Raw genomic sequence first — 22,928 nt, 5'->3', positions numbered from 1 at the left:
AGATATTATAGCCTTTTACTTATTTCCGGACAACCTCTAGTAGTTGTTTTTGCTACTGTCGTTGACTCCGTTGAAGGTTTACTTATTGTAGAAGTAGGTGCAACGGCTTCCGTTGTCAATTTAGTAGTCTTCACAGCGTCGGTTTCTGCTGTGCTAGTAATTGCAGCAGTCGGCGTTTTCTTAGAAGTCACAACCGTTTCTGCAACAGTTATAGGAGCCACGGTACTACTAGAAATAATATCTGGCGTTAATCGACCGTTAATGATATTAACAAAATCACTGAGAGTTTTGATGCTATTTGCCGGTATTATTGTTGCTTCAGAAGATTTTCCAGAGCCGTTTTGATTAAAAGTTACAATATTTTCTCCACTTACCGCAGTTACGATAAAACCACCCTGACCGTTGCCTTTAATATATAATTGCTCTATAGGATCTGTAAATTGATAGATAGGAAAATCTGACACTGATCCATTTTTAAGTAGAGTTGCTATATGTAACCTCTGCTCATTAGCTGATTGGTCATTTTCAAGAAAAGCAACTAGATCATTTCCTTCCGTTTGTTCAACATACTGCAAAAAGCTTATTTCATGTTCTCTAGAAAGAGATAGTGCTTTATTATCTATTTGACCTTTTCGATTACCAAGTAAAAAGCCATTAACTCCATCCTTCAGACCCTGAATCACTTTAGCCATATCAAATTTAAAAATACGTGTTTTTCTCACCTCTTGATTTTCCTTAGTAATCCTTTTGCTCACTTGCGAATAAAGCATCGTGTTTCCATTTAATGCCAATTGCCCCTGATTATCAAAATTGAACAATTTTCTTTCTGTAACACCTTTTTCTCCAGTCAATACCTTAAATTTTCCGCTCTCGCTTGACTTTAAGTACCAAGAAACTAAAGTTTGATCCTTTAAGTTATGGGCGATTACAATTACGTCACCATTACCAACTTTCACTGCTCTTGGTTGAAAGTAACTATTGCCCACATTTGCAAGACTATTATTATCAATATTCTTTTGTAATTTTCTTTTATCTAAATGTTCAACTGAAGGAGTATTAACTGATTGTTTAATTCCGTAAGTGTTAAAAGATAAGCCTTTAACGCATTTTTCTCCTTCTTCGCTAATTCCTTCTTCAGGAAAGATAACTCCAACTTTATCTATTTCAGCTGAATCTTCTATTAATGTGAGAGATAATTGATCTTTGAATTCATTTGCTACGCTGATATTTGTACCACATTCGTATGTTTTTGATTGATATAATGGACTAATAAGTAATTTTACTTTACTGCTCCCATTACCATTATCTTGATAGCTGAGTCCGTAAGCAACTCCATTCCCCTCAATTAATTCTACGTTTGTTGGATTAAAACCTATCGCTTCTTTAATTTCCGGTGTATTTGAGTTGATCCCGAGCAATCTTCTTAATATAGACATAATTTTATTTAAAATATTAATAAAATGCTATTATGATTACTCCTGTGTGTTAATGTCAATGAAAATTTTAACTAAAATTAAAAAATTAATATAATATTTTATACTAAAAGGTAAATATAAGCTTGAAGAGGGCTAAGAAGCTTTATGCTATTTCTCAAAAAACCAACAATTGCAATCATTGGTTCTACAGGTATAATCTGTTAAAGTTTACACGAGTCTCATGAATGATAGAAAAAGAAGAGCAGTTTAGTTTTACATCAGAAAACCTCAAGAAAGCGGGAAAGTTTATAGAGATGTATCCCAAAGGTAGAGAAGGTAGTGCTGTTATGCCTTTACTATATCTGGTTCAAGAGCAATGCGGATGGGTTTCTGAATCTGCTATGCGTTATGTTGCTGATATGCTGCATATTCCACATATTCGTGTATATGAAGTGGCAAATTTTTACACCATGTATAATTTAAAACCAGTAGGCAAATATCTAATACAAATTTGTAGAACAACTCCTTGCTGGTTGTGCAATAGTGAAGAAGTTTTAAATACCTTTAAAAAAAAACTTGGAATCAATATCGGTGAGACTACTAAAGATAATTTGTTCACTTTAAAAGAAGTTGAATGCCTAGGTGCATGCGTTAATGCTCCCGTTGTGCAGATCAATAATGACTTCTATGAAAATCTTACTCCTGAGAAAGTAGAAAACATCATAACAGAACTTTCAGGCAAATAGATGAAAGAAGAATTTTCATTCAAGAGAATCAAGCAATCAGGTTCTGCAAGAGTTGGAACAATTAAAACTCCAAATGGAAGCGTAGAAACCCCCGCTTTTATATTCTGCGCAACAAAAGCTGCAATTAAAGCTGCAGATATTGAAAGAATAAGTGAAGCTGGTACCCAAATCATACTTTCCAACACCTATCACCTAATGCTTCAACCAGGAGAGAATACTGTTGCAAAACTTGGTGGTTTGCGCAAGATGATAGGATGGAATGGGCCAATGCTAACTGACTCAGGTGGATATCAGATATTTAGCTTAGGCCACGGATCAGTTTCGGAAGAGATAAAAGGAATAAGAAAAAAACAAAAAACTTTGATCAAAATTAATGAGGATGGGGCAATTTTTCGTTCTTACATTAATGGTAAAATTTATTGCTTAACTCCTGAAAAATCTGTACAAATTCAACAGAAATTAGGTGCAGATTTAATCCTAGTTTTAGATGAATGCACTCCATTTCACGTAAGCAAAGAATACACAGCAAAATCAATGCTCATGAGCCACAGATGGGCTGAACGTTCTTTAAATGAATTTGAAAAAAACAATAATGGCAAGCAGGCACTGTATGGAATTAGTCAAGGCGGAGTGTATCAAGATTTACGTAGAGAAAGTTGTGATTTTATCAACGATTTGCCATTTTTTGGTCAAGCAATAGGTGGATCACTTGGTCAAAGTAAAGAGCAGATGCATGATGTAGTTTCTTTCACTATGGACCACCTGAAAAAAGACAGGCCTACTCATTTGCTTGGTATTGGTGGAATTGTGGACATCTTTCGCGGAGTAGAGCTTGGAATTGACACGTTTGATTGCGTGCATCCAACCCGCTTAGCAAGGCATGGTGGCGCACTTGTTAAAGTAAAAAACAGAAATTCTATTTCTTCAAAGTGCAAAGAGCATATTAATTTGCGGAATCAACGATTTGAGCTGGACAACAACCCAATTGAAAGTGACTGTTTATGCTTTACCTGCAGAAAACATTCAAGAGCTTATATACACCATTTACTGAAAGCTAAAGAGCTCCTGGCTTACACGCTCGTTACCATTCATAATATTTTCTTTATGAATAAGTTAATGGCATCAATAAGGCAGGCTATATTAGATGATAGGCTAGATCGGGAGAAAAATAATTGGATTAGTGAGATACCACTACACTGTGAATTATACACCTAGTTCATATTTTTCTACGCTTATTTTATATTCCCTAAAACAGAAAAAGCCTTCCTCTTCCTACTCTTTCTTCCTTGGCTAATCCATAGTTAGCGTCTTTTGCACATGTGCGTTGCATTTTTTAATCTTCTTTAAAAACTTGACAATACATGACAACACTGGTATGTTAAAAATATAGTTTTTGTGAGGTATTTATGGTTAACAATAAAGAAAAACATCAAATAGCGTTTTGCGTTTCAGCCGTTACATTCTTAGCTGGGTTATCATTAATCGCAACTGCAATTGCAGTGGGTACCGTACCTGCTATAGCTGCTTGTCTAGTGATAGGAGGAATTTTGACTGTCTTGTCTGGTGTGCAAGCAGTAGAAAGCTATTTATTTTTACGAAACAGCGAGAAAACTTTGAATAAACTGATAAGTAATATACGCGATGAACCAGAAAGTAAACTTTTTATAGAAAGGATTTTGCAACCGTTCATTGAACTTTTTAGTGAGCTTAAGCAACATAATTAAAGTACACTAAGCTTTAAGCATAGAAACCACTTTATCGTAACTTGGCAATGATTCAATTTCTCCAATTGCAGCTAGAGTGGTTTTTTCATGCTTAGATAACAATTCTTCTGCTGCTTTTTTTACGTTAGCAGTGGTAACTGCACTAATTTTTTCTATTAATTCATTTTTACTGATGTACCTATTATAGTTACCGTAGTAGTGTCCCAATGTTTCAGCACGTGAGCTAACACTTTCGCGTGACATTAAAATTTGGGATTTTACTCGCTCTTTCACTCTATTTACTTCTTCTTCCTTCAGATCATCTGTAGACAACTTCTTCAACTCTGTCGTTATAGATTTTAAAAGCTTATCTAAGTTACTACTGTCTGTACCAGCAAAAATGGAAAACATTCCTGTATTAGTATAGCTGGAATTAAATGAATAAACAGAGTAAGCTAATCCCTGCTTTTCCCTTACTTCCTGGAATAAACGTGATGACATTCCGCTCCCTAATATAGAATCAAGCACTTGAAACGTGTGATATTTATCGTCATGGCGAGAAACACTAGGTAGACCAATTAGCAAGTGTACCTGATCTAATTTACGATGTTCTAAATACTCACCACCAGTACAGCTCGCATTTTGGCTTTTTTTCAGCTTTTTAGAATGAATCTTTGAGAGAAAATCTTTGGTTAATGCAACAACTTCTTCATGTTCAACATTTCCTGCAACGGCAAATAGCATATTCTCACCAAAGTAATGCTCATTTATGTAATTATCTAGATCTCCTCGAGTAAAAGATTTTACAGTATTTTGCGTGCCTAAGATTGACCTACCAAATGGTTGGTCTTTATAAGCTGCCTCAAAATATTTGTCGAAAATAATGTCACTTGGTGAATCATTAGTTTGAAAAATCTCTTGTATTACAACACCCTTCTCACGTTCCAATTCATCTTCTGGAAACGTGGAATTCATCAATATATCTATTAATATATCAATACCAGTTTTTATGTCTTTCTTGAGGACTTTTGCATAATAGGTGGTGCTTTCCCTACCGGTGCTAGCGTTGAAAACTCCACCTATGTCATCAAAAGCTTTTGCAATTTCAAAGGCAGTTCTTGTCTTCGTCCCTTTGAAAGCCATGTGTTCTAAAAAATGGGATATTCCATTTTGCTTTGCACTTTCTGCTCTACTGCCAACACCAACTCGTATGCTTAAAGCTACGGAATCAATATCACGCACCTGCTCAGTTATTATGCGCAGACCATTATCTAATTTTGTTACCCGGGGTATATTCATCTCATATATTCTTCTAAGTTCTCTTCTGCAAAATCCCAATTAATCAAATGATCAAGGAAAACTTTTATGTAGTCAATTCTACGGTTTTGACAATCTAAATAATAGGCGTGCTCCCACACATCCATAGTGAGTAGTGGCACTTGGCCATAAATTATTGGCAAATCTGCATTTGGAGTCTTGGTGATTTTGAGCTTTCCTAACCTACCTTTTTCGAGCACTAACCATACCCATCCACTGCCAAACTGGCTTACTCCATGACTCGAAAATTCTTCATAAAATTTATCAAAGCCACCGATATCGTCTTGAATTTTTTTTGCTAGAAGACTACCATCTTTAGGCTTACCACCACCATTTTTTTTCATTGAATTCCAATAAAAAGTATGGTTCCAAACTTGTGCTGCATTATTAAATATAGGCAAGTTGCCGCTATTACCATGCACTTTTGTTATTAATTCCTCAATTTTTACATGTTGATAATCCGTATTTTCAACTAGCTCGTTGAGTTTATTTAAATATCCTTTATGGTGCTTATCATAATGAAAATCTAAGGTTTTTGCAGATATATAAGGCTCCAAAGCTGTTTTATCGTATGGTAATTCAGGTAAAGTAAAACTCATAAAAACCTCTTTATTTCTAACCTACTTGGATGGTAGGGCAATATATGCTTTTGTGCAACATATAATTAATAGCTAAAACATTTAGGTATCTATTGCATTATTCTAAATTATACTACAATAACGATTATTATATAAGCCATAGAAATGGATTAAATGCAAAAGTTACTTGACACCCTTCGCCAACCCCCTTATCATGAAACTGAAGCTATTTATTTATCTTCTCTGTACAGATTAAATGACAAAAAAACTCACGTATCTGGCGTCTCATGTTTAATTTTTTGCACTATGTGCACCTTATGTCTTATAAAATTTCTACCTACATAAGCTGAAACGCGCTTATAAAGCGTTTAAAACATAAAAAAACGCCAACTTAAAAAATGGATAGTGAATAACTAGCTACCCTAGGGTTTCTTTTGCCTTTTTTTCTGTTTAGTAAATTTCTTAACGTTTATAATTTAGATTAGTTGCGGTTTAAAAGTAGCTGAATCGCGGTTATTAAACGTTTAGAATAAAAAAACGCCATACTTGAAAGTATAATGTAAGTAATTAGCCAACCACGGGGCTTCTTTTGCCTTTTTCTCCGCTTGGTAAATTTCTTAATGTTTATACGGAAGGTGTCATTCCAGCGCGTGACGCTGGAATCCCAAAAAAAGGATGATGTCATCCGAGTAGCTGACACTGGGATCCAGTTTTCCATATAATCTCATCGAAAACGTTGTAACCACTTTCTATGCTAGTTTGCTTGTGAGCAACCTGGATCCCAGTGTCCAGACACTGGGATGACAAAAAAAGGAGCACTGGGATGACATCATAGGGGCGCTGGCCTGACAATCGTCATTCCGCTACGTGTTAGCGGGATCTAGAGATACCGTGACGGTATGACAAGGGAGAACAGTTGTATTCCTGCACAATTTATTCTCATGACAAAAACGTCTTAACTTTCTCTCTACTTTTTCTGGGTAAGGTCAATTTTGTGAAAAAATGGATTGAATTATAGGCAGATTTGGCTATTATTTGTAATACATGGGTATTAGGTAAAATGTTTAAATTTGATCCTTTATTATTAGCTCGAATTCAGTTTGCCTTCACAATAGGCTTTCACATTATATTTCCTGCTTTCACGATCGGGCTTGCAAGTTTTCTAGCCTTTTTGGAATGGTGTTGGCTTAAGACTGGCGATACACGTTTCCGTGATGTTTATAAATTCTGGATCAAGATTTTTGCCGTTGCTTTTGGCATGGGAGTGGTATCTGGAGTTGTAATGTCATATCAACTTGGTACCAATTGGTCGATTTTTTCTGACCGCATAGCCAATGTTCTCGGCCCTCTATTTTCCTTTGAGGTTTTAACAGCCTTTTTTCTGGAGGCATCTTTTTTGAGTATTATGCTATTTGGATGGAATAGAGTAAGTTCTCGTATGCACTTTGCTTCTACTTGTATTGTTGCAGTGGGAACGCTTATTTCAGCTTTTTGGATTATTGCGGCCAACAGTTGGATGCAAACACCCGCTGGATTCACGATTGGTGAGAATGGTCTCCTATATCCAACCAATTGGTTAGAGATTATTTTTAATCCTTCTTTCCCTTATCGCTTTATTCATATGGTAACAGCAGCCTATCTTACAACAGCTTTTGTGGTTGGTGGTGTAGGAGCATTTTATCTTTGGAGAAAACGACATGCTCCTCAAGCAAGAACTATGCTTGGTATGGCAACCATTATGGTAGCTTTAGCTGCACCATTTCAGCTGTTCATGGGAGATAGGCATGGATTAAATACACTAAAGCATCAACCTGCTAAGATTGCTGCAATGGAAGGTATATGGGAAACCGAAAAAGGGGCTGGCTTACTTTTATTTGCTTATCCGGATCAGCAAAATGAAATTAATCACTACGAGATAAAAATTCCTAATCTTGCCAGCTTGATCTTAACACATGATTTTTTAGGAGAAGTAAAAGGATTAAAGGAATGGAAAAAAGAAGATAGACCACCTGTAGTATGGGTATTCTGGTCCTTCCGTATAATGGTTGGAGTTGGAATTTTAATGATCATAATTGGGTCAGTAAGTGTTATACAGTATCTTCGTGGCAAATTATTCCAAAGTTGTTTCTTACATGGATGGTGGATATCAATGATGCTGTCTGGGTTCATAGCGTTACTTGCAGGTTGGTTTACTACTGAAATTGGCCGTCAACCTTACACTGTATATGGAATTATGCGCACAATTGAATCATTTTCATCTGCGATTACCGGTCCTCAGGTTGCATGGTCTTTGATTGCATTTATCGTTATGTATACCCTTATATTTGGAGCAGGTAGTTACTATATTCTGAAACTTATATACAAAGGAATTCCTGTCATTAAAGAAGAAGAGCAATTTTATAAACACGGTATTGGAGCTTCAGTGATTGATGCTGGTACATCTGGAAAGGACAACAATCATGTTTGATTTTTCTTCCTTAATTAATTTACCCCTAATCTGGGGATTACTAATTGCCATAGCTGTTTTACTGTATATTTTAATGGATGGGTTTGATTTAGGTATTGGTATTTTACTTCCTTTTGCACCGTCAGATAAATGCCGTGATCACATGATAAGCTCAATTGCACCATTTTGGGATGGAAACGAAACATGGTTGGTATTGGGTGGTGGAGGGTTGTTTGCTGCTTTTCCTCTTGCATATTCAATATTAATGCCTGCTTTTTATATTCCAATCATTATTATGCTGCTTGGCCTTATAGTGCGCGGAGTATCCTTTGAGTTTCGTTTTAAGGCAGAAGGAAAATACAGGCGATTATGGGATTATGCCTTTCATTTTGGGTCACTTGGTGCTGCATTTTGCCAAGGCATGATTTTAGGTGCATTTATACATGGTGTAGAAGTAAACGGACGCAACTTTTCTGGTGGCCAATTTGATTGGGCAAGTGCTTTTAGTGTAATGACAGGCATTGCTGTGATATTTGGATATGCACTTTTAGGTTCTACATGGCTCATAATGAAGACAGAAAATATAACACAAGAATGGGCACGCAAGGTTGCTTCTTATACGCTTGGTTTTGTAGGTATTTTCATGGGACTAGTGAGTGTAGTGACACCATTTTTAAATGAACGTATTAAAAACTTTTGGTTTAGCATGCCAAATTTTTATTATTTATTTTCTATTCCATTACTCACATCTTGGCTATTTTTCATGCTGTGGTTTGATCTTCAGAATACTAAACGGGAGTACCGTCCATTCTTTCTCAGTATTGCTATTTTTTTTATGGGATATTTAGGTTTAGGAATTAGTATCTACCCATGGATTATACCTTTTCAATATACCATTCTGGATGCAGCCGCTTCTGGGCCAAGTTTATCTTTAATGCTCATTGTTATAATACCGCTTTTACCAATCATTTTAACTTACACTGGTTATTGCTATTATGTCTTTCGTGGAAAATCAAATTATGAACACACATATTAAGGAGTTAGTGACCTTATGGTTAAAACGTTACCCTTAAATCAAGCAGTCGTTCAGGCAATGGCGTCAACTCAAGAACCTTCATTAGCAAACCCTCCTATGGATTTTCTGAAAAGTTTTTGAGTATATTGTATTTTTAATTTGTAGAATAAGTTTTTTTCCTTTTTGCATGCTAACCAAAAAGGGTTCTGTCATCCTTCTTGTCATATAAGTAGCTTGACGCGGGCATTCAGTTTTCTTTATAATTTTCTTTGTGAAAGAACAAAAATGCTTATTTGTAACCATAGCTGGCTTACCAAATGCTGGGAAGTCTACATTAATTAACAGCATCATAGGCAAGAAAATTGCAATTGTCACCCCTAAAGTGCAAACAACAAGGACGCAAATAAGGGGTGTTGCAACATGCAACAACACACAAATTGTCTTTACTGACTCCCCAGGAATTTTCTCAGCAGAAACAAAACTTGAAAAAGCTTTAGTCAAATCTGCATGGTCGGCAGTTAAGGATAGTGACATCACTTTGTTGCTTGTTGATGTAAGCAATTATTTGAAAAATATAGAAAGAATTAAGACTATATTTATGCGGCTGCAGCGCACAAAAGGCAGATGCATTTTGGTTATCAATAAAACTGATTTGGTAAAAAGGCCTGAATTAAAGATGGCGCATGAGCATCTGAATTTGCTTTATAAATTTGAAAAGGTTTTTATGATATCAGCATTAAAGAATGATGGACTTTCTGATTTGATGAATTACTTGTCTGAAGTTGCATCGGTGAGCCCCTGGTTTTATGAAGAAGATCAAATAACCGATTCCTCGACAAATTTTTTATCAGCAGAAATTACGAGAGAAAAATTATTCTTGAACTTGCGTGAAGAATTGCCATACTCTACAGCTATTATAACTGAACAATTTGAGGAAAAAAAAGATAAGAGTTTAGTCATCAAACAGATCATATTTGTGTTGAAAGATAGTCATAAAAAAATAGTGCTAGGGAAAGATGGCAGTAATATTAAAAAAATTAATATCGAAGCGCGTGCTGAACTAGAAAAATTATTTGAGTGCAAGGTACACCTCTTTTTATTTGTGAAAGTGCGACCTTGGATCGACCGTCCGGAGGAGTATATAGGCAATGCTTAATTCTTTATTGGTATTTGATATTGAAACTATACCAGATGTAAATTCCTGCAAAAATTTACTCAATATTAGTGATGATAGTAGTGTAGAAGAGAAGAGGGATGCATTAACAAAATATCATCTCGAAATAACAAATGGGCAAAACTCTTTTCTGCGTCAGCCTTTTCACCTTGTTGTAGTTATTAGTTTTTTACTTTGCAATATAAGCTACCAGAGTGGTTATGAGGTGTTCACACTGCAAGAAATAAGATCTGGAGGCACACTAAATTCCAGTGAAAAGGAGCTAGTGAAAGGATTTTTTAACTACATATCAGAGAAAAAGCCAAGATTAGTTTCGTTCAACGGACGCACTTTTGATATACCAGTGCTGAAGTATCGTGCTATGGTCCATGGCATTCAAGCAGAATATTTTCATAAAGCTGGCGATAAGTGGAATAGTTACAATCAGAGATATAGCAGTGATTGGCATTGTGATTTGCTTGAATCCCTCTCTGATTTTGGAGCTTCTGCGAGAGTAAAAATGAACGAAGTTTGTGCAGCATTTAATCTTCCTGGTAAGATTGGAGTTGATGGGTCACAAGTTATGGACTTATACGATAGCGGCAAGATACAAGAGATTCGAGATTATTGTGAAACAGATGTAATTAACACTTATTTGATTTACTTAAGGTTCATGCATCATCAGGGAAGGATTACTACTGAAAGCTACAACAAAAGTGTGGAAGAGCTGCTTTTAGAGTGCGAAAAAAAAGAATACCTAAAGAAATTTAAAGAAGAATGGCAAATAACTTGTGGTGGAAAAATTTTACTTCCATAGAATAAATAGTCGAGTTATAATGCACTAACAAGCGAACCTCTGTACTAAATTTTGGTTAATATACACGTTGAGCATATTAAGAAAGTTGCTTTTAAGGTATTGCATTTTACTTTTATTTTCGTTATAAGGTTGCTTTAAGTTGAATTTTCAACATTTTTATACTATTTACATTTAAGATATGATTTCGAAATTTTTTGGGGGCACTTCATGAAAAAGTCTATGTATACTAGAACTGCTCTAGTTTCTTTATTAACTTTATGTTCTTTCAGCAGTTTTGCAGCTGACTTTCCTGATGAGAGTATGAAGGAAATAAAAAAGCAAGAGAGCACAAAAACTTCTGGAAAAGTGGAAGTTATGAAAACATCAAATAAAAAACTGAAAGAAAAGATGGACAGAATATGTAATGCTGATCCAAGAAAAAAAGCTGAAGAGCTTAAGAAAAAAGAGGAGCTAAGATTAGCAGCCGAGCAGAAGAAAAAAGAGGAGATCAGGCTAGCAAATGAGAAAAAAGCAAAGCTTATAGAGGATTCAAAAGCGAAAGCTCTAAACGCTAAGAATTCTAATATAGAAAAAGGTAAAGTTTCAAAAACTAAGCGTTCTAAAACTAAGAATGCTAAAGTTGAAGCTAAAGATGTAAAGAAGGATATAAAAGTTGTTAACAAAAATACAGAGGAAAAAGGTAAGGCAAGTCCTGTTGTTTCAGTTGGTGGAGTTGATATTATCGATACCAATCAAGGGCAAAGTAATTTAAGAATAACTTTTGGTGGTGTTGTTGATGCTCAAGGTTATGGCAAAGCTGGACCAAGTGGCGCAGATTATAAACGTTATAACGTTACGCCAAACAGATCTACAGAGTATTATAATGCCACTCCAGATATAACAAAAGGAGCAAATCCAATATTCTATGAAGGAATAGGAAATATTGGTGATTACAGCAACGATATGGGTATGATTGCTGATGCAATATTGCACCTCAGAGCAGAAAATAAGAATGAAGATTTAGGTCTTCTTTATGGTGCTGACGTGCAGTTTCATGTCCCAGTGACCGAAGGTAAGGGAGCTTCACAGGGTGTTTATGCTGCAAAAGGCAGAAGTGCGCATGTGTTTGTTAACTCAAAATATGGTGACGTGAAGCTTGGTTACCAATTTGGTCCTGAGGCTCTGATGAGGCTTGATGCAACAAGAATTGCGACTGTTGACGGAGCTGCAGATAGTGACTGGTTCAGAAAAGTGAACTTAGAAGGAAGCGCTGCTAGCTTTCCATTTTATGTAACACCACGTCTTTACACTGAAAGTTTTTCGAGTGAAAGTGAAAAATTCTCTTTCCGTATGGCAGGGAAATATAACAAAGGCGTTATGACTACACTGCCATTTAGAGTTGCTTACTACTCACCAAATTATATGGGCGCAAGATTTGGTATCAGCTACTCACCTCGTTATGATAGTAGTTTGTTTATTGTAAAAGAAACAGTTCCTTTTAAGGAGACTATAAGTGGTGCCGAGGTGATAAAGCATAAAGAAGAGATAAAGCATGTCGGTCCAGACTATGAGCACATAGTAAGCGCTGGCGTATCATATGAATATGACTTTGATAAACATAAGGTGAAAGTTAAAACTTCTGCAGTTGGTGAGTATGGTCAAGCGAAAAAACTAAGTAAAGATAAGCATCTTTATAAGGAATTTGTAGAGTATAATGACCTGATGGGTGTTAATTTGGGTGTAAGCGCTGATTATAAGATTAATGAAGATCAAGGCGTAAAATTTGCCGCTTCTTTTGCATACTTGGGCAAATCTGGTCAACCGAAGGGTATTAAAAAATTAATTGGTGATACCTATACGGAAATTGATAGTAAAGATGCTACTGATGGCAAAAGAGTGGAAGGGCTGAAAGCTCAATTTGGTAAAGATAGTATAGATACCATGTATTGGACTGTAGGAGCTGGGTATCAACATGAGAATATCTACACAAGTTTGACGTATTTTGGCAGCAGAATGAATGACAAAGATATGCTTCATGATGGTGCACTTGGCGTTCAATATGATCTGTCTCCTGCATGCAGTAAGAACAAATTTGTTCCTTACGCAGCTCTCCATTATTTTATGACTAACAAAACAGGTAAGCTGAAAGATGAGTCTGATGCTGATGTACCTTCTAACCAAGGAATTCTCCTTCTTACTGGTGTGAAGTTTTCTTTCTAACCAGCCAGTACACACCACAGTTAACTGTGGTGTATTCTTGTCTGTTAGTGTTTATTTGTCGATCAAATAAACATATGGTGTCCTCTCTCCTGTCATCCCAGTGCGTGACACACAACTGTACGAACATTGTGATTTGAGGACACTCCACCAAGAAGGATGTCATCCCAGTGCCCAGACACTGGGATCCAGCTTTCCATGCAACTTCATCAAAAGCGTTTATTCAGCATAAGATCAGCCACTTTTTATGCTCACCAAATCAGTTTGCTTACTTACAAGCAAAATTTCCTGGATTCCAGTGTCAAGCACTGGAATGACACCCTATGGTCACCGGAATAACGCTTTATGGCTACTTAGAGGTTGTCCGGAAATAAGTAAAAGGCTATAATATCTGAAATTTTAGTACGGGGTAAAGATGAGAAAAAAGTATCCAACAGATCTAAGCGAAAGGGAATGGGCAAGAATAGAAAAACACTTCAGAGTATCATACAAGAAAGGAGGAAGGCCGCCAAAGTATAGCAAAAGAGAAATATTAGAAGCAATTTTCTATGTATTGCGTACAGGGTGTCAATGGCGGTATTTACCAAATGATTTTCCGCTATGGAAGACTGTGTATGAGCAGTTCAGGCAATGGAAGAAGCAGGGAATTTTTGAGAAAATGAATTATGAAATTACAAAATATAGTAGAAGAAAAATAGGAAGGAATGAGCAGCCGAGTGCCTGTATAGTAGATAGTCAATCTGTAAAGACTACAGAAAAGGGGGGATCAAAGGCTATGATGGAAGTAAAAAAGTAAAGGGTAGAAAAAGGCATATAATTACAGACACTCAGGGTTTTATACTAGGTTGTTACGTAGGCGCTGCTAACGAAAATGATAGAGATGGTATTAAAATAGCATTAAACAATATGAGAACAAAATATACTAAAGTTAAAAAAATGTGGGCTGACATGGGATACCAAGGAAGAAATTTAAAGAATCACATAAAGGAAGAATATGACATAGATATTGAAATTGTTAAAAGGCCTCCATGTAGATTTTGGGTGCACAAAGATACGCCACCTGAGCTACTACCAACAAGAGAACAAGGGTTTAAAGTACAGCCAAGAAGATGGGTTGTAGAAAGGACTTTTGCTTGGGTTAATAGGAATAGAAGGCTATCGAAGGAGTATGATTTACTCACAACATCCACTGAGAATTTCATATACCTAGCTATGAGTAGGGTTATGTTAAAGAGGGAATATGCTTGAATTTACTAGTTTCCGGACAACCTCTATCATGCGCCATGGATGCACTACGGGATAAATGGTAGAGAATTTGTTAATGGTTTAACGAGAGAACGATCCTTTAAGCCTGGTGAATTGCATAATGATCAAAAATCCATGCTACAAAATTGGGCAATTTCTATTGTTAATGAGCAAGGTAGCTATACATATGGGCAAGTCTGGAAAGATATAAACAATCCTGATATTACCAGAGGGGAATTCTTAGATGGTACAGTAAGCACAAAATTAGTATTCACAGAAGCAACACAGAAGGATATTCCAACTCTTAAAAACAGTATCTCTTGGACTAGCTATATTAATCAATCTGAAAAAGGAACTCCAAAGGTATTTAAGCAACTGAGATTATTTCAAATTGACTTTTTAGTCAAAGATAAGAGATCAGAAGAAACAGGATGGGTTGCAGGTACGTTTATTTATGATTGTACCATAAATAATAAAAATCCATGGTTGAATATGAAGTTAATGGGTATTGCTTGGGGTAACGACACTAATTATTTTACGGCAGATTATATAATCGGAAAAAGGTTATTAGAATGTTGGATAAATCCCGATGTGATGAAAAGTTCTTTAGGATATTTAGGTAGACTTAATGGTCCAATAGATAATAAAAAATCTTCATGTTTGTCATGCCATAGTACAGCACAACATCCTGAGAAATCTTCATCAGTACCACCAAAGCATGCAAAGGAACAAGAAATAAAACATTGGTTTAGGAATCTAAAGGAAGAATCATTTGATGATGGAGCATTTAATTTTGATTATTCCAAGCAGTTGAGCCATGGCATTAGAAACTACTATAGTGCTAAAAAAGAAAATGATCCTATTGGGTGTAATGCCTTTAATTATAAAGATATCACTCAAACTCCAATCAACTAATACAGTTTATGGCTTATTTATAATGGTCTTTTAAACGTGTGAGGGTGAAACTGTCAGATGGAAAACACAACAAGGCAATATCTTCTTGTGGATAGAATACCTTTGAAAGAAACACCTAACTTTAGCGTCACAAAAAATTTCATTATTTACTTTCTTCAAAAACACGAAAAAAGTACGTATATTTGTGAGAACAATTTAAACAAAAGCGGCGTTGTGAAAATAAAAACATAAAATTACTGCAACAAAGCTAGGCAAATTAATTCGTATATAAATGTGGCTAAAGTAGGCTAATATAGCTGGTTTTACGATATAGTAGAATTATTATATAGAAAAGTTCGCACGTATTGAGTGATAGACCAACGCACCCCAAAACAAAAAGTTCTCACGGTTATTATTTTTAATTAAACAAAAGCGACCATATTATTAATTTAATGACAAAAATATTGAAATAATGTTATTAGTTATAAAAAGATAACTTTACTTTGTTGATTTTTTCAACTATAGTACTTCCCAGAGTAAATGATAAAGGTATAATAAGCTATTTGAGTTATAATGGCGTATAGTGTGGATTTAAGGGAAAGGGCAGTATCGATGATAGAAAAAGGGAAGTCAAAGGTTGAGGTGGCAGAGCTTTTGGAGATAGGAATAGCAACTCTGTACCGCTGGTTAAGAAAGAAAGCCGCTGGTGAAAGCCTAAGGCCATCGAAAAACGGCAGCTTTATTCGAAAAATAGACCCAAAAATACTCGAAGAATATGTTAGAGGTTGTCCGGAAATAAGTAAAAGGCTATAATATCTGAAATTTTAGTACGGGGTAAAGATGAGAAAAAAGTATCCAACAGATCTAAGCGAAAGGGAATGGGCAAGAATAGAAAGACACTTCAGAGTATCATACAAGAAAGGAGGAAGGCCGCCAAAGTATAGCAAAAGAGAAATATTAGAAGCAATTTTCTATGTATTGCGTACAGGGTGTCAATGGCGGTATTTACCAAATGATTTTCCGCTATGGAAGACTGTGTATGAGCAGTTCAGGCAATGGAAGAAGCAGGGAATTTTTGAGAAAATGAATTATGAAATTACAAAATATAGTAGAAGAAAAATAGGAAGGAATGAGCAGCCGAGTGCCTGTATAGTAGATAGTCAATCTGTAAAGACTACAGAAAAGGGAGGATCAAAGGCTATGATGGAAGTAAAAAAGTAAAGGGTAGAAAAAGGCATATAATTACAGACACTCAGGGTTTTATACTAGGTTGTTACGTAGGCGCTGCTAACGAAAATGATAGAGATGGTATTAAAATAGCATTAAACAATATGAGAACAAAATATACTAAAGTTAAAAAAATGTGGGCTGACATGGGATACCAAGGAAGAAATTTAAAGAATCACATAAAGGAAGAATATGACATAGATATTGAAATTGTTAAAAGGCCTCCATGTAGATTTTGGGTGCACAAAGATACGCCACCTGAGCTACTACCAACAAGAGAACAAGGGTTTAAAGTACAGCCAAGAAGATGGGTTGTAGAAAGGACTTTTGCTTGGGTTAATAGGAATAGAAGGCTATCGAAGGAGTATGATTTACTCACAACATCCACTGAGAATTTCATATACCTAGCTATGAGTAGGGTTATGTTAAAGAGGGAATATGCTTGAATTTACTAGTTTCCGGACAACCTCTAATAGTAAGAGCACTCTAGAAAAGTCAGATTTTGTTACTAGAGAACCTATTTCCATTTTCAGTGGGATAAAAAATGCAAAGAATGAAGAGGAAAAAAAGAAGCTTAATCAACTTTTAGAGACACTAAGGAAGAAATTGCCTGAGGGCTTTAAGATAGGAGCTGCTATAGGTGAAGGGGATTGTTTCTTTGATTCCATAGCTCAAGGATTGAACGAGCTAAAAGATAAAGGTCTGATTGCAGGTAGTAAAGGATTTAGTGTAAAGTCTTTGCGGGAAAATTGTAAGCAATATGCACAACAAGTTAATCAATCAAAAAAAGGTTCATGGTTGGGTAGTGCTTTAAAAGGAGAAGGTGAAAAACTTTGTGAATATATTCCGCGTATTGAATTTACTGCAGAAGACATTGAAAATACAAGCTCTGATTCAGAAATAAAAATTCTAAAGTTGGAAAACGCTATATGGGGAAGACCTGAAGTTGAAGGAAAAATGATATGCGAAAAGTATGGCGTGAAAGTTAGGACTATAGAATTGAGAGATAAAGAGATAGATGGATTACATGTTACTAAAGGTAAGGTAGGTACAGGTAATAATATTATTTACATAGTGAATTACAGGAACCATTTTGTACCACTTCTTAGTAATATTGAAAAAGATATAAAGAGAAGCATAAAAGTTTCTAGAGAGGAAGCTTACGGTAATGTGGTAGGTTCAAATTCAAACAATATTTCTCAATCTTACATTTCTACACCATTACAAGATATAGAAAACTCCTCGCATAAACAAGGTAGTCATTCAAGGGGTCCAGGTAAGAAAAATCATAAAACAAGTAGAAAACGTGGGCGTTCTGTTATGGATAAAGATAATAAAGCACCAAAAAGGGCGCGCATGGATGTAAATGTTGCTAGTAATGAAGATTTAGAATCTCCTAGTGATTTACAAGATGAACCTAGACAGAATGAATTAGATAATACTTGTCAAACTAAGCAATACATTCCTCATCATTTGATAGGGCTTATGTATCGATTAGACTTGTCAGTGCTTTGCTCACTTAGAAAGTCTACGTATGAACATAAATATCCTTCATTGTCATTAGCGTTTGAAGATTCTGAAATTGATATTTTTAGTAATATTGTTCTTCGTTACGAAAAGAAGTCTATTCATATACGAATTGAAAATGTAGACGAATATTATATAGATAATGATATTAGCTATGCTAAATTATTTACTAAAGAAAGACGAAGTTCTTCTATTAATAGTTACTTTGGTAGTTTTGTTAAACATCTAATCTCTAAATCAGATAGTTTATCAAATAATGTAGAATATCTTATTGTCTATACTAATTCAGGCTTGGATCTTACAGAAAAAAAGGAATTAAAAAAAGGACAGTTGAGAAATTTTTATCCTTTTAAATTTGATAGCATAAATACAGAGGAATGTGACATTTTAAAAGACTTTTTGTTTACAAATGATAATACGCAAGGGAGTGGTTTTTATCAGTTTTTGCAGGATGATGCAACAAGAGAAGAACTTTTAGGACAATTAGAATTTTCTCCTGCTATGCAAAAAGCAATAAAAGGGAGAAAACTTTCTCAAGAGTTTGAAAAAGAAACAAAAAAAGCATTTTTAGATAAATTAGTACTTGCAGTTAATCAGCCTAATAGAGAAGAACTGAACAACATCGTTAAAAACGAAATAAAAAAAAATAGTAAAGTTCAAGACGATTATATAGCATTACAAGAAAGAATATTGTGTGATTTAACAGCTCCAGAAAAGGATAAAAAACTTAAGAATTATATATCTGGAGTTATATATGAATTCAATTTATTAATACTCTTCTTGCATGAAATGTTCTTGAATAAAAACATGCTTTCCATAAGTTTTGAGGAAAGAAGCTATGATACATCTAATAATATTACTATTAATTATAAAGATAGAGTTACTTATGTAAAAGCTCATAATGCAGATAGTAATATTGGTTATGATCAGTTATTTCCCTCCAAAAGACAGGAAAGAAAGAATACGTTTTCTATTAATAAATATTTTACTCTTTTCATTGAAAAATTAGAAAATGATAAGGATATAAAATATTTTATTATCTATACTGATGCAGATCTAGACCTTACAGAAGAAAAAAAATTAAAAAAAGGGCAATCTAAAGATTCTTATCCTTTAAAATTTGATAGTATAGATATTCGAGAAAAAAGATATAAAATTTTAAGAAATTGTTCGTGTATAAATGGGAATGGTCTTTATCAATTTGTGCAAGAAGGAACAACAAGAGAGAAACTTTTAAGTCTATTAAAGCTTCCACCTTCTTTGCAGAAAGAAGAAGAGAAAGGAAGACTCTCTGATGAGAATGAAATAGAAATAAAAGAGAAATTTTTAGATAAACTAATACTTGCAGTTAACCAACCTAATAGGGAAAATTTGAATAGTGTTATTAGAAATGAGATAGGTAAGTCTGATATTCCATATAATTACGAGAAATTACATGAAGTAGCGTTACGTTGGTCAGAATCTCATGAATTTGGCCCTATTACGAAAGGAATAATGGAAAAGCTTTTGGAAGATATAAAAAATAATAGATCTAGTTATCAGAAAATTCAAAATAAAAACATTGATGAAGAAATTAAATTTGCTAAAAGTGTGGTTGGTAAAAAAGGAACACCTGCATTTAATCAGTTCTTAAGTTTTTTAATTAAAGGAGAAGGAAAAAAATATCTGAAAGTCATGAAAAAAGAAGGAATAAGCTTAACTAATGTGTCCAGTATCTTAGGCGGAGCGAGAGGTAAAGCTCCTACAGCATTTAAAGGCTTATATCGTCTATGGTTTGATAAAGAGGGAAACAAAACTCAATATTTAAAAACCCTAGAAAAAGAGGGAATAAATCTAGCTAATATATCTAGTATTTTGAATAGAGCAAGAGGTAAAGCCCCCACAGCGTTTAAAGACTTATATGATCTGTGGTTTGATGAAGAAGGAAATAAAACTCAATATTTAAAAACTCTAGAAAGAAAAGGAGTAAATTTGGCTAGCACGTCTAGTATTTTAAGTGGAGCAAGAGCTAAAGCTTCTACGGCATTTAAAGACTTACATGATCTATGGTTTGATAAAGATGGGAATGAAACTCAATATTTAAAAACTCTAGGAGAAGAAAAAATAAATTTAACTAATATGTCCAGTATTTTAAGTGGGGCTGGGGCTAATGCTGCAACAGCATTTAAAGGCTTGTATGATCTGTGGTTTGATGAAGATGGGAATAAAACTCAATATTTAAAAACTCTAGGAGAAGAAAAAATAAATTTAACTAATATGTCCAGTATTTTAAGTGGGGCTGGGGCTAATGCTGCAACAGCATTTAAAGGCTTATATGATCTGTGGTTTGATGAAGATGGGAATAAAACTCAATATCTGAAAACTCTAGAAGAGGAAGGAATAGATCTAACTAATATGTCCAGTATTTTGCATGGAGTAGGAGCTAATGCTACAAAAGCATTTAAAGACTTATATGATCTGTGGTTTGATGAAGGTGGAAATAAAACTCAATATCTAAAAACTCTAGAAGAGGAAGGAATAGATCTAACTAATATGTCCAGTATTTTGCATGGAGTAGGAGCTAATGCTACAAAAGCATTTAAAGGCTTATATGATCTGTGGTTTGATGAAGGTGGAAATAAAACTCAATATCTAAAAACTCTAGAAGAGGAAGGAATAGATCTAACTAATATGTCCAATATCTTGCATGGAGTAGGAACTAATGCTGCAACAGCTTTTAAAAACTTATATAATCTATGGTTTGACGTGAAAGGAAATAAAACTCAACATCTGAAAATTCTGGAAGAAAAAGGAATAGATCTAACTAATATGTCCAGTATTTTAGGTGGATCAGGAACTAATATTGCAACAGCTTTCAAAGACTTATATGACCTTTGGCTTGATGAAGAAGGAAATAAAACTCAATGTTTAAAAACTCTAGACAAAGAAGGAGTAAGTCTAACTAATATGTCCAGTATTTTAGGCGGAGCAGGAGCTAATGCTGCAACAGCTTTTAAAAATCTATATTACCTATGGTTTGGTGAAGAAGGAAATAAAACTCAATATTTAAAAACCCTAGAAAAAGAGGGAATAAATCTAGCTAATATATCCAGTATTTTGCATGGAGTAGGGACTAATGCTGTAACAGCTTTCAAAGACTTATATGGTCTGTGGTTTGATGAAGAAGGAAATAAAACTCAATACTTAAAAACTCTAGAAGAAAAAGGGATAAACCTAACTAATATGTCTAGTATTTTGAATGGAGCAGGAGTTAATGCTGCAGCAGCTTTCAAAAGCTTGTATGATCTGTGGTTTGATGAAGAAGGAAATAAAACTCAATATTTAAAAATTTTAGAAAAAGACGGAATGAGTCTAACTAATATATCCAGTATTTTGCATGGAGCAGGAGCTAATGTTTCTAAAGCTTTTAAAGAACTATTTGATACTTTTTTTGATGAGCAAGGAAATAGAAAACAGCATTTAAAGCACTTTTTTATTGAGGAAAAAGGTGGAGAAAAAAGCTTTAAGCCAAGTAACTTATCCAGTATTTTAAGTAAAGCAGGAACTAGAGCTAGATATGCTTTTGAAAAATTGCATAATGTCTGTTTTAATGATGAAGGAAAAAGAACAAAACTTTTAGATGATTTCTATAAAGCAGGCTTTAGGCCAAGTAACTTATCCTCTGCATTATGTGGAACAGGAGCTCGTGCTTCTTCTATCTTAAAAAGATTGCATATTGTTTGCTTTAATGAGAAAAGAGAAATAACAAAACTTTTAGATGATTTCTGTAAGGTAGGTTTTAGGCCGGGTAATTTATGTAGTATGTTGAGTGGAGCAAAGAATAATCTAGAAAAGAGTCTGAAGAGGTTTCATGATTTTTGTTTTATAGGAGACACAAAAAGATACTTAAATCGTTTCTTAAGCGAGGAAGAAAGTTTTACGCTGAGTAACTTATCTAAGATATTGCATGGAGCAGGAGCTAATATTTGCCCTGCTTTAAAAAATTTTCATGATGTTTGTTTTGATGAGAAAGGAAACGAAACACAGCTTTTAGGTGACTTTCGTAAGGCAGGTTTTACGCCAAGTGATTTATCTAATATATTATCCATGTCGGGAAATAATGCCACTTTTATTTTAAGAAACTTTCATAAAGTTTGTTTTAATGAAGAAAATTATTTAAATCACTTCTTGGCCGAGAAAAAGCTTTTTACGCCGAAAGATTTATCTAGAATACTACATGGAGTAGGAATTGATGTTTGTTCTATTTTTGAAAGATTGCATGACCTTTGTTTTGATAAAGAGGGAAACAAAACAAAATATTTAAACAATCTCATCAAAAATGGTCGTTATAAGATATCTGATATATTACATGAACAAGTTAAAAAAGCTTCTCCTATTTTTTTAGATAAACAGAATATTAGTAAAGGAGACAAAGTAACTAATGCATCGAGTAATTCATCCGGTAAAACGGAGCAAGAACAAAACTTGGGTAGTTTACAACAAGGTGATTCTAAAATTAAGAGAAAAACCCGGAAGAGTACCGTAAACTGGAGCGAAAACGGGCAAGAAACTGATGACGTAATAGATGATAACCCTGAAACTTATTTAAGTGATACAACAATAGATAATCAATTAATAAGATCACCAAGTTTTTAGAGGTTGTCCGGAAA

General features: G+C 34.6%; 16 protein-coding genes and 1 pseudogene. 13 read left to right on the top strand and 4 right to left on the bottom strand.

The features are described from left to right. Nucleotides 1-38 precede the first annotated feature (38 nt). Nucleotides 39-1,436, bottom strand: a pseudogene (locus tag AAGD62_RS06715) (hypothetical protein); the annotation flags it as partial. 224 nt (nucleotides 1,437-1,660) lie between these two features. On the opposite strand from AAGD62_RS06715, the gene nuoE reads away from it, so the two are divergent. The 3 genes from nuoE to AAGD62_RS06700 all read left to right on the top strand — a co-directional run bounded on the left by nuoE (nucleotide 1,661) and on the right by AAGD62_RS06700 (nucleotide 3,885). Further along, nucleotides 1,661-2,161 (top strand): NADH-quinone oxidoreductase subunit NuoE, encoded by a 501-nt coding sequence (gene nuoE / locus AAGD62_RS06710; RefSeq protein WP_010962799.1) that lies wholly within the window; start codon nucleotides 1,661-1,663, stop codon nucleotides 2,159-2,161. Beyond that, entirely contained in the window at nucleotides 2,162-3,376 is a 1,215-nt protein-coding gene (tgt, locus tag AAGD62_RS06705; protein WP_151807958.1) for a tRNA guanosine(34) transglycosylase Tgt, read from the top strand. It begins immediately after the preceding gene. 191 nt (nucleotides 3,377-3,567) lie between these two features. After that, on the top strand, nucleotides 3,568-3,885 hold the full coding sequence (locus tag AAGD62_RS06700) for a hypothetical protein (RefSeq protein WP_010082444.1): 318 nt from the start codon (nucleotides 3,568-3,570) through the stop codon (nucleotides 3,883-3,885). 6 nt (nucleotides 3,886-3,891) lie between these two features. Here AAGD62_RS06700 and AAGD62_RS06695 read toward each other — a convergent pair whose 3' ends face one another. The 3 genes from AAGD62_RS06695 to AAGD62_RS06685 all read right to left on the bottom strand — a co-directional run bounded on the left by AAGD62_RS06695 (nucleotide 3,892) and on the right by AAGD62_RS06685 (nucleotide 6,578). Next, the gene (locus tag AAGD62_RS06695; protein ID WP_155969000.1) at nucleotides 3,892-5,163 is read right to left on the bottom strand and encodes a M16 family metallopeptidase; all 1,272 of its coding nucleotides are present in this window, start codon (nucleotides 5,161-5,163) and stop codon (nucleotides 3,892-3,894) included. Then, nucleotides 5,160-5,780: a superoxide dismutase gene (locus AAGD62_RS06690; RefSeq protein WP_010082437.1), complete on the bottom strand. Its 621-nt coding sequence runs from the start codon at nucleotides 5,778-5,780 to the stop codon at nucleotides 5,160-5,162. The genes AAGD62_RS06695 and AAGD62_RS06690 overlap by 4 nt, the downstream gene beginning before the upstream one ends. Before the next feature lie 660 nt (nucleotides 5,781-6,440). Further along, nucleotides 6,441-6,578, bottom strand: coding sequence for a hypothetical protein (locus AAGD62_RS06685; protein ID WP_213863598.1), 138 nt, complete (start codon nucleotides 6,576-6,578; stop codon nucleotides 6,441-6,443). 241 nt (nucleotides 6,579-6,819) lie between these two features. Between AAGD62_RS06685 and AAGD62_RS06680 the strand changes: the two genes are divergently transcribed. The 10 genes from AAGD62_RS06680 (at nucleotide 6,820) to AAGD62_RS06635 (ending at nucleotide 22,914) form a co-directional block, all read left to right on the top strand. Continuing rightward, on the top strand, nucleotides 6,820-8,226 hold the full coding sequence (locus tag AAGD62_RS06680; protein WP_341812728.1) for a cytochrome ubiquinol oxidase subunit I: 1,407 nt from the start codon (nucleotides 6,820-6,822) through the stop codon (nucleotides 8,224-8,226). Then, nucleotides 8,219-9,241 carry a cytochrome d ubiquinol oxidase subunit II gene (cydB, locus tag AAGD62_RS06675; RefSeq protein ID WP_010962802.1) on the top strand — a complete coding sequence of 341 codons (1,023 nt, stop codon included), beginning with the start codon at nucleotides 8,219-8,221 and terminating at the stop codon, nucleotides 9,239-9,241. Before AAGD62_RS06680 ends, cydB begins: the two co-directional genes overlap by 8 nt. 250 nt (nucleotides 9,242-9,491) lie before the next feature. Next, a complete protein-coding gene (gene era, locus AAGD62_RS06670; protein ID WP_155969004.1) occupies nucleotides 9,492-10,376 on the top strand; it encodes a GTPase Era in 885 nt (294 codons plus the stop codon). Further along, the gene (locus tag AAGD62_RS06665; RefSeq protein ID WP_006279435.1) at nucleotides 10,369-11,190 is read left to right on the top strand and encodes a 3'-5' exonuclease; all 822 of its coding nucleotides are present in this window, start codon (nucleotides 10,369-10,371) and stop codon (nucleotides 11,188-11,190) included. Before era ends, AAGD62_RS06665 begins: the two co-directional genes overlap by 8 nt. 207 nt (nucleotides 11,191-11,397) lie before the next feature. Then, on the top strand, nucleotides 11,398-13,389 hold the full coding sequence (locus tag AAGD62_RS06660; protein ID WP_213863592.1) for a porin: 1,992 nt from the start codon (nucleotides 11,398-11,400) through the stop codon (nucleotides 13,387-13,389). 412 nt (nucleotides 13,390-13,801) lie between these two features. After that, nucleotides 13,802-14,634, top strand: a protein-coding gene (locus AAGD62_RS06655) for an IS5-like element ISWpi1 family transposase (RefSeq protein WP_094189578.1) whose coding sequence is annotated in 2 segments (ribosomal slippage) — nucleotides 13,802-14,171 and nucleotides 14,171-14,634 — 834 coding nt in all. Because the reading frame shifts where the segments join, the coding sequence is not laid out codon by codon here. A 39-nt stretch (nucleotides 14,635-14,673) separates the two neighbouring features. Next, a complete protein-coding gene (locus AAGD62_RS06650) occupies nucleotides 14,674-15,546 on the top strand; it encodes a hypothetical protein (RefSeq protein WP_341812727.1) in 873 nt (290 codons plus the stop codon). 552 nt (nucleotides 15,547-16,098) lie between these two features. After that, the gene (locus AAGD62_RS06645; RefSeq protein ID WP_341812726.1) at nucleotides 16,099-16,338 is read left to right on the top strand and encodes an IS630 transposase-related protein; all 240 of its coding nucleotides are present in this window, start codon (nucleotides 16,099-16,101) and stop codon (nucleotides 16,336-16,338) included. 27 nt (nucleotides 16,339-16,365) lie between these two features. Next, a protein-coding gene (locus AAGD62_RS06640) for an IS5-like element ISWpi1 family transposase (protein ID WP_341812725.1) occupies nucleotides 16,366-17,198 on the top strand; the annotation gives its coding sequence in 2 pieces (ribosomal slippage) (nucleotides 16,366-16,735 and nucleotides 16,735-17,198; 834 coding nt in all). After that, on the top strand, nucleotides 17,191-22,914 hold the full coding sequence (locus tag AAGD62_RS06635) for a hypothetical protein (protein WP_341812724.1): 5,724 nt from the start codon (nucleotides 17,191-17,193) through the stop codon (nucleotides 22,912-22,914). The genes AAGD62_RS06640 and AAGD62_RS06635 overlap by 8 nt, the downstream gene beginning before the upstream one ends. Nucleotides 22,915-22,928: the final 14 nt, after the last annotated feature.

Source organism: Wolbachia endosymbiont (group A) of Eristalinus aeneus, assembly GCF_964026915.1.
GTDB classification, from domain to species: Bacteria; Pseudomonadota; Alphaproteobacteria; order Rickettsiales; family Anaplasmataceae; genus Wolbachia; species Wolbachia pipientis.
This window is presented reverse-complemented; position numbering and strand designations above follow the sequence as displayed.

Excerpts from the sequence above, each read along its gene's own strand:
- tgt (WP_151807958.1), top strand. The coding sequence starts at position 2,162 with ATGAAAGAAGAATTTTCATTCAAGAGAATCAAGCAATCAGGTTCTGCA.
- AAGD62_RS06700 (WP_010082444.1), top strand. The coding sequence starts at position 3,568 with ATGGTTAACAATAAAGAAAAACATCAAATAGCGTTTTGCGTTTCAGCC.
- AAGD62_RS06635 (WP_341812724.1), top strand. The coding sequence starts at position 17,191 with ATGCTTGAATTTACTAGTTTCCGGACAACCTCTAATAGTAAGAGCACT.
- AAGD62_RS06650 (WP_341812727.1), top strand. The coding sequence starts at position 14,674 with ATGCACTACGGGATAAATGGTAGAGAATTTGTTAATGGTTTAACGAGA.
- AAGD62_RS06660 (WP_213863592.1), top strand. The coding sequence starts at position 11,398 with ATGAAAAAGTCTATGTATACTAGAACTGCTCTAGTTTCTTTATTAACT.
- nuoE (WP_010962799.1), top strand. The coding sequence starts at position 1,661 with ATGATAGAAAAAGAAGAGCAGTTTAGTTTTACATCAGAAAACCTCAAG.
- cydB (WP_010962802.1), top strand. The coding sequence starts at position 8,219 with ATGTTTGATTTTTCTTCCTTAATTAATTTACCCCTAATCTGGGGATTA.
- AAGD62_RS06665 (WP_006279435.1), top strand. The coding sequence starts at position 10,369 with ATGCTTAATTCTTTATTGGTATTTGATATTGAAACTATACCAGATGTA.
- AAGD62_RS06680 (WP_341812728.1), top strand. The coding sequence starts at position 6,820 with ATGTTTAAATTTGATCCTTTATTATTAGCTCGAATTCAGTTTGCCTTC.
- AAGD62_RS06645 (WP_341812726.1), top strand. The coding sequence starts at position 16,099 with ATGGCGTATAGTGTGGATTTAAGGGAAAGGGCAGTATCGATGATAGAA.
- AAGD62_RS06690 (WP_010082437.1), bottom strand. The coding sequence starts at position 5,780 with ATGAGTTTTACTTTACCTGAATTACCATACGATAAAACAGCTTTGGAG.
- AAGD62_RS06695 (WP_155969000.1), bottom strand. The coding sequence starts at position 5,163 with ATGAATATACCCCGGGTAACAAAATTAGATAATGGTCTGCGCATAATA.